The following is a 7,164-nucleotide window of genomic DNA, read 5'->3' as shown; positions in this document are numbered from 1 at the left end:
CTAAGAAGTAGGCGAAATCATCATCCTCAAAAACGCCCGGTGTACCGTTGGTGCAACGTAGAAGAACAGACATGTTGATCGTAGAGCCCCACTCGATAAAGTCTGAACGGCCATCGATACTTACCGAAGTAACATTCATTGCACGATAGTTGCCGGTGAAATAATCGGCATAGAAATCGCAAACGAGAATCGGCCCGAAAGTAACAAGATAATCGTTATGAAGCCAGTACGCGGGATTGCCTCCGGAGATTTCTATTTCGTCGTAGCAATTTCCGAAGGTCCATCCTGAAATATTGGTACCGCCTTCAAAGTCTTCAGCATATGTGTCAGCGGTTGCCGGCGGTACTGTACAAATTAGAAGGAACATTGCAGCGAGTTTCACTAATTGCATGACTCTTCTCCTAATCGGAATTTTTTATCTCAACATCTATTTCATTGTGCAATGAAGTATAAAAATGTTTCTACATTATGTCAAGGAAGTTTCCGGGAAACCTCTTTGATATGTCTGCACTATGTTTGTCCCTTTTCCTGCCACATTGATTGTACTAGTATTGTACCTTATTGAATAATTGGGGATGAATGTATGACTTCACGCATCGATGAAGGAAAATCTGTAACTGATCATATTGATGAAAACGATCTTGAGAAACGTATAGCGGACACAGGATCGATGCTTGCCTTAACGTTGAGCAAAGTAATAGAGCAGATTCCAGGAGACACAAATGGGCCACAGAATCTTGCCCGTCTTCTCGGAATCAACAAGGTCCTTACAAGTCGTATACTGAAGGCCTTAAGATCGAGGGATCCGATCGCTGTAATGCATCACATCCCGGGGCCCGAACCGCTTCGACGTTTTCTTCGTCATGCGGGCAGGCGCGGAGCAGGGGTGGACGTAGTTAATGCTGCGGCTAACGCTATTGAACAGTTTGATATGCTCATTCGCCGAGAGGCCGGTGACAGGGCCTCTCTTAACGCAATTATAAGCTCATGGCTGCCCGAAGCGCGCAGGGATTTTGAGCTAAGACGGAAGCAGGCAGCCTTCCGGGCGATGAGCGAACTGAAGGGAGTACTCGTTCAGACGGATCTCGCGACCGTTATCCTTCATCCATCGGAAGGGGGTGACAGAATCGATATCGTTTGGATAATGGGTAAACTCGGTCTTCAGCGTCTTCGTCCCGGGGCAACTATAAAACTTGATACGAGGCGAATAACCAGTGAAGGTGATACCCCGCGAGTACCATTCAATCTGGATGGGAAACCTATCAAGACCTTAAATGATTCCCGTCTTGAATCTTTCAGTACATCATCGGATGTAGCTATCGATGTAAATACGGTTAATGATGTTATTCACTACACATTGAAAAACGGAGGTTTCGGACGCGCATCGACCGTTGATATCGTAATGGCGGAAGTGAACTATAACGAGATGCCGCGATATATTCCGGCAAACCTCAACCGTAAGGGCTACGTGTTCGCCGAGATAAATTTGCCTTCCAGACTTCTCCTGTTCGATGTGCTGGTTCATAAAGACATCTATCCCGGCTCTGATCCCCAGCTATTTATCTACGATACCGCGGGTGACGGCGTGGCAGACATCAACGATTCGTCCAGGGATATTGATAGAATGGAATTACTGGAAACGATACAGACCCTTGGCGTGGGTTCAGCGAAATGCCGAAACGCCAATGTCCCCCGCTACGTTGAATTGCTTCGCTCCGTCTATTCGCATCTTCAGTGGAATGATCTCGAATTCCGTGGGTATCGATGCGCCATTGATTATCCTATTTACGGCACGCAGGTGGTTATGGCTTTCATTCCTCCACCGCCTCCTGAAGAACAGTAATATTGTTTCCCGCTATCTGAATAGAAGGACTTCCCCGATCTGCGAGAAGTCATCCCCGACCTTGAAATCACAGGGATAACTGAGAAATCATCTCATCCTTCTGATGAGCCATACTTGACAGAGCTATGACCGTTCAGTAATATTTGAATATTCACAAATTACTAAACATAAGGAGAAAATCATTAAAGGCCTGCAGATACTGTCCACTCCCGAAGAGTTACGGTTGTTAGGTAACGAGAACGCCTACGAGATACTCAACCTGTTGAGAGACAAGGAATATTCTGGTATAATGATAGCAAATATAGTTGGGATAAAAGCACCGCTTGCAACATACTATCTAAAAAAACTGCAGGAATATAACTTGGCTGAAGTTGTAAGAACGAAGAAAAATCGTGGTGCAACGGAGAAATTTTACAGAGCTACAGCAAGGAAATTCCTTATTTCCACAGATGTAGGTGAAACTGAAGAAAGCATCAGTCAAGGGCTGAGTAATTCCTACATTAACCATTTAATGCACAACCTGGTGGAATATGATTCTGAAAATATTGTTGATTTGATAGTAGATGATTATCTGAAAGTGTGCCCTGATGAAAGGGTGATGATAGTATATCATGAATACAATATGGAATTCGCGAAAAAGCTGATCATTAAAGCACGTCGGACGGGAGCAAAATATAGAACGTCTATCAGGACTAAGGAACTGTCTCAAGATCTATGGTCATCACTGCCTATAAAAAGAGTTAAAGGATATTATGATCAGATTTCCGAAGATATAGACTGGGCGGACATCTGGATAAACCTGGGTAGATACAGCAAACCTGAATTCTCAGGTATCCCGCAGCAGAGAATAGAGAGAATTGCAGCAATTCGAGACAGTGCAATGTCAAAACTCAGCCTGAATTCTGAAAAGCGCGGTCTGATGCTTTACATCCCGCCATTCGAGAAGGGTTTCTTTGAAGACAGGGATATAATAGAGCGAGTGCAAATGTACTTGAAGGCATTATCTCTTGATAAGAGCGATTTCAAAAAAGTAAAATCCATAAGTGAACTTATACTCGATAAACCTGACCTCAGGATTGAGAGCGGACAGCATAATGTGCTTCAGGTGAAATTCGATAAGGATTGCTATTTCATTGACGCCGGGCCTTACACTGAATCCTCAAGGATGAGCGGTTTCTATAGTCTGCCATCAGGAGAACTTGGAATGCTGCCGATCGAGGGCGGGATTAACGGCGACATTTATTGTGAGTATTGCGACCGGAGAATCGGTGAAATATCAGGGATCCGACTGAGAATCAAGGACAACATCGTTATCGACGTGAAAGCCGATAAAGGACTGGAGATACTGCAGTCGCTATTCGACAGTTTTGGCGTCGAGGGGAGAACTGTCAGCCAGGTATGTTTCGGAATGAATAGCGCGATAACTGATGTGCTGTTGCTTCCAGAAATGTCGAGTAAAAAATATGGCAGTATACATATAACATTCGGAAACAACGCTGTACTGGGTGGTACTATAAAAGAGCCGAATACATGGAGTTTAATCTCGATTTCACCCTGTGTTAAATCAGATACCGGATTGATTATGGCCGATGGGAAATTTGATATTCAGTAAAATGAGAAGAAAGCTCATGTCTGAATATTGTATTGATAAAAGGAGATTAACGTGAACAGTAACAGCACCTCAAAAACATTCATAGGAAGTTTCCGGGAAACTTCCTTGACACAGCTATCATTGCTGTTATAATCTGTGATGGAAGAAGTTGGACAGGCAATGATATTGAGATGGAAAGGAGATTCAGAATGAAAAGGAAAGCGTTAATTGCAGTGTCATCAGTTGTTCTTATCCTTACTGCCGGTTGCGTGCAGGATCCTCAGGTTACTGATGAAGAACATATCTATCAACTGCTGGCATCCAGCGAACTTGTGAAAATGGGAGCACTGGAAGGTCAGGGTGGGGAAATGGATGGAAAGGACAGTACAGGAGTAGACCTTCCCGAAATATGGTGGCGGAAAATTTCCGCTGAAGGTGCTTTCAAGGTTGTTATTAACGGAAATCCAGAGGCAGGTATCTGTACGGTTAGTGTTAATCATAACCTCTTAGCGAATTTCTACATCGATGTGGTTCATGACCTGGAAATAAACACCGGCATGAAAACGATAGAGGATCTGAGAGAAAGACGAATAATAGTAGAAAGAACCGGAAACCCTTCCTCCACTCCACATGGTGGATGGACTGTTCGGAGTGTAACACCTGCTGAATTCTCACTTTCTAACAGTAGTGAACAGGAAGTTTTCATAGAATCCATGAAACTCTATAGAGGAGAAGAATTGCTGCTTGATTGCACATCCCCCGATCAGTTCATTGATATTGAGGATCTTCCAGAATTGTCTGAAGGGGAGCTTGTCAAACTGGAAGTTACCGTTCTGCATACCAATCCACAGTATGAACCGCCATACTTCGTTTACGTTCACGGGCCCTGTCCTTCTTGGCCAAGACATCTGATGTATGACGACGGCAACTTCGGCGACGTAACGGCTGGAGACGGTATTTATACCTACGAATGGTATGTAGAGGATTCCTTCATCTATTTCCACAAGTGGAGAATAGCTGCAGACATTATTGACGCGGATACGATGGCGGATCAGATTGAAGAAGATTATGACTCCGGAGCATGGTGTATACCTGTCATAGAAGTATAAAGGAGGTCAGATATGTTCAGAATAATGACATTGTTATCAGGCTTCCTTCTTATCGCCGGTTCTTTTTCACCGGTTAACGCAGGTATCGATGTATGGACGAGCAGCGGCCCTTTATGGGGCAATTCGCTTATAGTCGAAGTCAACCCGGCGAATACTGATATAGTCTATGGTATAGGCGCTGATCGAGCATCAGGCCTTTTTATAAGTGAAGACGGCGCACAGTCGTGGAAGCTTTCTAACGAAGGGCTGGGTCTGTACACACCCAACCCTGTCAGCGGCAGTATGCAGCGTATGTCGGCGTACGCGATAGATCCTTTGAACCCGGACAACCACTATTGCGCAATGACAGATGATCACTTTTCTTCAGGCGATCTTGATGACTTTGTATTTCGCTCTGAAGACGGTGGAAATTCCTGGGCGCGGGTTCTCGAAACCTTCGGACCAATGGCTGTAAACTATAACTGCATCGCTGCATACGATGGCCATGTATACGTTGGCGGCAAGCATGATCTTGAAGAGTACAGTTATGTATACTATTCCGGTGACGGCGGTTCCACATGGGAAAGACGTTATGGATTCACAGTTGGTGAAATGAATGCCGTAGTGTCTCTGGCAGTTAATCCTGATAATCCCTATGAGGTATACTGTTCGAATGTTAATTGGGGTGGTTCCAATTCCGGATTATACAAGAGTACCGATGGCGGTATAAGTTTTAACTACATTGACTATTTTGGAAGACATTATCTGAGTTATGTAGGTGTGCATAAAACAGGAACCCAAAGATACATAACCGTAAGCAGGTATAACAACGGATTCTATATCAGCACAGATGATGGCCAGAACTGGCACAAAAGAGATAATGGGCTACCTGACAGTTTTACATTACAGGTCCCCAATGATGTAGCTTTCAGTCCCAATTCTCCCGGGACGATCTACGCCGCCGTATCGGAAGGTGTTATCTACAAAACGGATGACGAAGGGCTGAATTGGTATTCGTCAACCTTCGATATGGAATGTCCCTATACTGTAGGATTGGAATATTTCAACGGAGTTTCGGTCGCCTGTTTTGATGATAATGGAAATGATATCGTATACATCGCGTCAGATATCGGCCTGCATAAATCTGAAGACGCCGCGGCAAGCTGGAACCTTGCAGGTATACCATGTTCTACAATAAAGAACATCGAATTCCAGGGAAGCGATCCCTATTCAGGATATGCGGGAAGTTACAACGGTTTATTCAAATACGACGGCACGAACTGGGATGAAACAAGCTTCATGGCACAGATAGGGAATGTCATAAACAGTACAGCTATAAATCCGGATGATCCTCAGACCGTTCTGATTGGGAATCAAAACGGGTTTGGCTCTCCGCAGATTTGGAAGAGTACAGACGGTGGAGAAAACTGGGTAAAGATATTCGATCATTTCAGCCAAGGTATCATACTCGACCTCGTTTATAAACCGGATGACCCTTTGAAGGTATTCGCAGTTATTTCTATGTTTCCAAACAGTGGAGGGTTGCTTGTCTCGACAGATGGAGCTGATTCGTTCAACGAGGACAGTTATTTCGCTGATACTCCATTATTCGACATAGCCATCGCACCGAGCAATCCGGATTTGCTGTACGTTTGTAGTCACACCGGCGATTTCTGGGTGTCTGAAGATGGAGGAAGCTCCTGGATCGAAAAAGCAAACATCGGTTTTTCCGGTGAAATCGCTGTTGATCCTGATAACCCGTTGAGGGTTTATATTGGCGGCAATAGTGATTTTGAAGCATTACGCGTTTCGGATGACGGCGGAGACAACTGGTACGACGGTGGTTTCGGCGGGGGTGATATACGCGGTATTGAATTCGCCGATGATAAAGTTGTGATTGGATCTTACGGAGAAGGGGTTTTCTACGGCAATGTTGGCGATTCCTGGATATCTTTGAGTGAGGATCTGCTTAACCCGCTTGTGCAGGACATCTGGGCATATGACAATGGTGTCGATGTGACGGTTTATGCTGCCACCTATGGTGCGGCGGTGTTTCATATTGAGTTGAGCGAGTTGGGAATTTCCACCGAAGAGGAAGATCAGAACTCTACAAATCCGACAGGTTTTGCTTTGTACCAACCGCGGCCCAACCCGATAACAGCAAACGCAGCTATCGCTTTTTCGCTTCCTGAAACGGCAAGAGTAGATCTCAGCATCTACGATATTGCAGGACGTAAGGTAGTTACGCTTGTGGACGAGACGCTCACTGCCGGCGCGTATGAAAGAGTTGTATCGGGCCTGTCCGCAGGAGTGCATTTTTGCCGGTTACAGGCGGGTAGTTACGCTACAGTCAGAAAAATAATCGTAGTGCAGTAAAATCAGCCTACAGTTCGTGCCGCGCTTTCCCTGTAGCGCGGCACGAACCTGTTTATCCTGCTTCTTTGTTTCATTCATGAAAGCCTCTGGAGTCACAGTTTGGTACTGTTACATAGTGTTACAACAAGAACAAAGACCATTAATATATGAGTTGTATAAACACACAGATGTAACAGTGCATGAACGACAAAAACCGGGAGGTTTCGAATGCTTTTACTTATATGTACAATTGCCTTATTTCCGCAGGACCTGGTTAACAGGATCTG

Annotated in this window: 5 protein-coding genes; 4 read left to right on the top strand and 1 reads right to left on the bottom strand. The window is 44.8% G+C overall.

Annotated elements, in window-relative coordinates; all coding sequences use genetic code 11:
• Positions 1–391: hypothetical protein (locus K8S15_06300; protein ID MCD4775650.1), on the bottom strand; the 391-nt coding region annotated here is incomplete at its 3' end.
• A 192-nt stretch (positions 392–583) separates the two neighbouring features.
• On the opposite strand from K8S15_06300, the gene K8S15_06295 reads away from it, so the two are divergent.
• The 4 genes from K8S15_06295 to K8S15_06280 all read left to right on the top strand — a co-directional run bounded on the left by K8S15_06295 (position 584) and on the right by K8S15_06280 (position 6,898).
• Positions 584–1,843 (top strand): hypothetical protein, encoded by a 1,260-nt coding sequence (locus K8S15_06295; protein MCD4775649.1) that lies wholly within the window; start codon positions 584–586, stop codon positions 1,841–1,843.
• A 361-nt stretch (positions 1,844–2,204) separates the two neighbouring features.
• Positions 2,205–3,455: an aminopeptidase gene (locus K8S15_06290; protein ID MCD4775648.1), complete on the top strand. Its 1,251-nt coding sequence runs from the start codon at positions 2,205–2,207 to the stop codon at positions 3,453–3,455.
• A 188-nt stretch (positions 3,456–3,643) separates the two neighbouring features.
• The gene (locus tag K8S15_06285; GenBank protein MCD4775647.1) at positions 3,644–4,543 is read left to right on the top strand and encodes a hypothetical protein; all 900 of its coding nucleotides are present in this window, start codon (positions 3,644–3,646) and stop codon (positions 4,541–4,543) included.
• Positions 4,544–4,555: 12 nt separating this feature from the next.
• Complete coding sequence (locus K8S15_06280) at positions 4,556–6,898, top strand: T9SS type A sorting domain-containing protein (protein ID MCD4775646.1); 2,343 nt, start codon at positions 4,556–4,558, stop codon at positions 6,896–6,898.
• Positions 6,899–7,164: the final 266 nt, after the last annotated feature.

The organism is Candidatus Aegiribacteria sp., from assembly GCA_021108005.1.
In the GTDB taxonomy this organism is placed as follows: domain Bacteria; phylum Fermentibacterota; class Fermentibacteria; order Fermentibacterales; family JCC-6; genus Aegiribacteria.
The sequence above is the reverse complement of the archived record's forward strand: the minus strand, read 5'-3'. Positions and strand labels throughout refer to the sequence as shown.

Excerpts from the sequence above, each read along its gene's own strand:
- K8S15_06295 (MCD4775649.1), top strand. The coding sequence starts at position 584 with ATGACTTCACGCATCGATGAAGGAAAATCTGTAACTGATCATATTGAT.
- K8S15_06285 (MCD4775647.1), top strand. The coding sequence starts at position 3,644 with ATGAAAAGGAAAGCGTTAATTGCAGTGTCATCAGTTGTTCTTATCCTT.
- K8S15_06280 (MCD4775646.1), top strand. The coding sequence starts at position 4,556 with ATGTTCAGAATAATGACATTGTTATCAGGCTTCCTTCTTATCGCCGGT.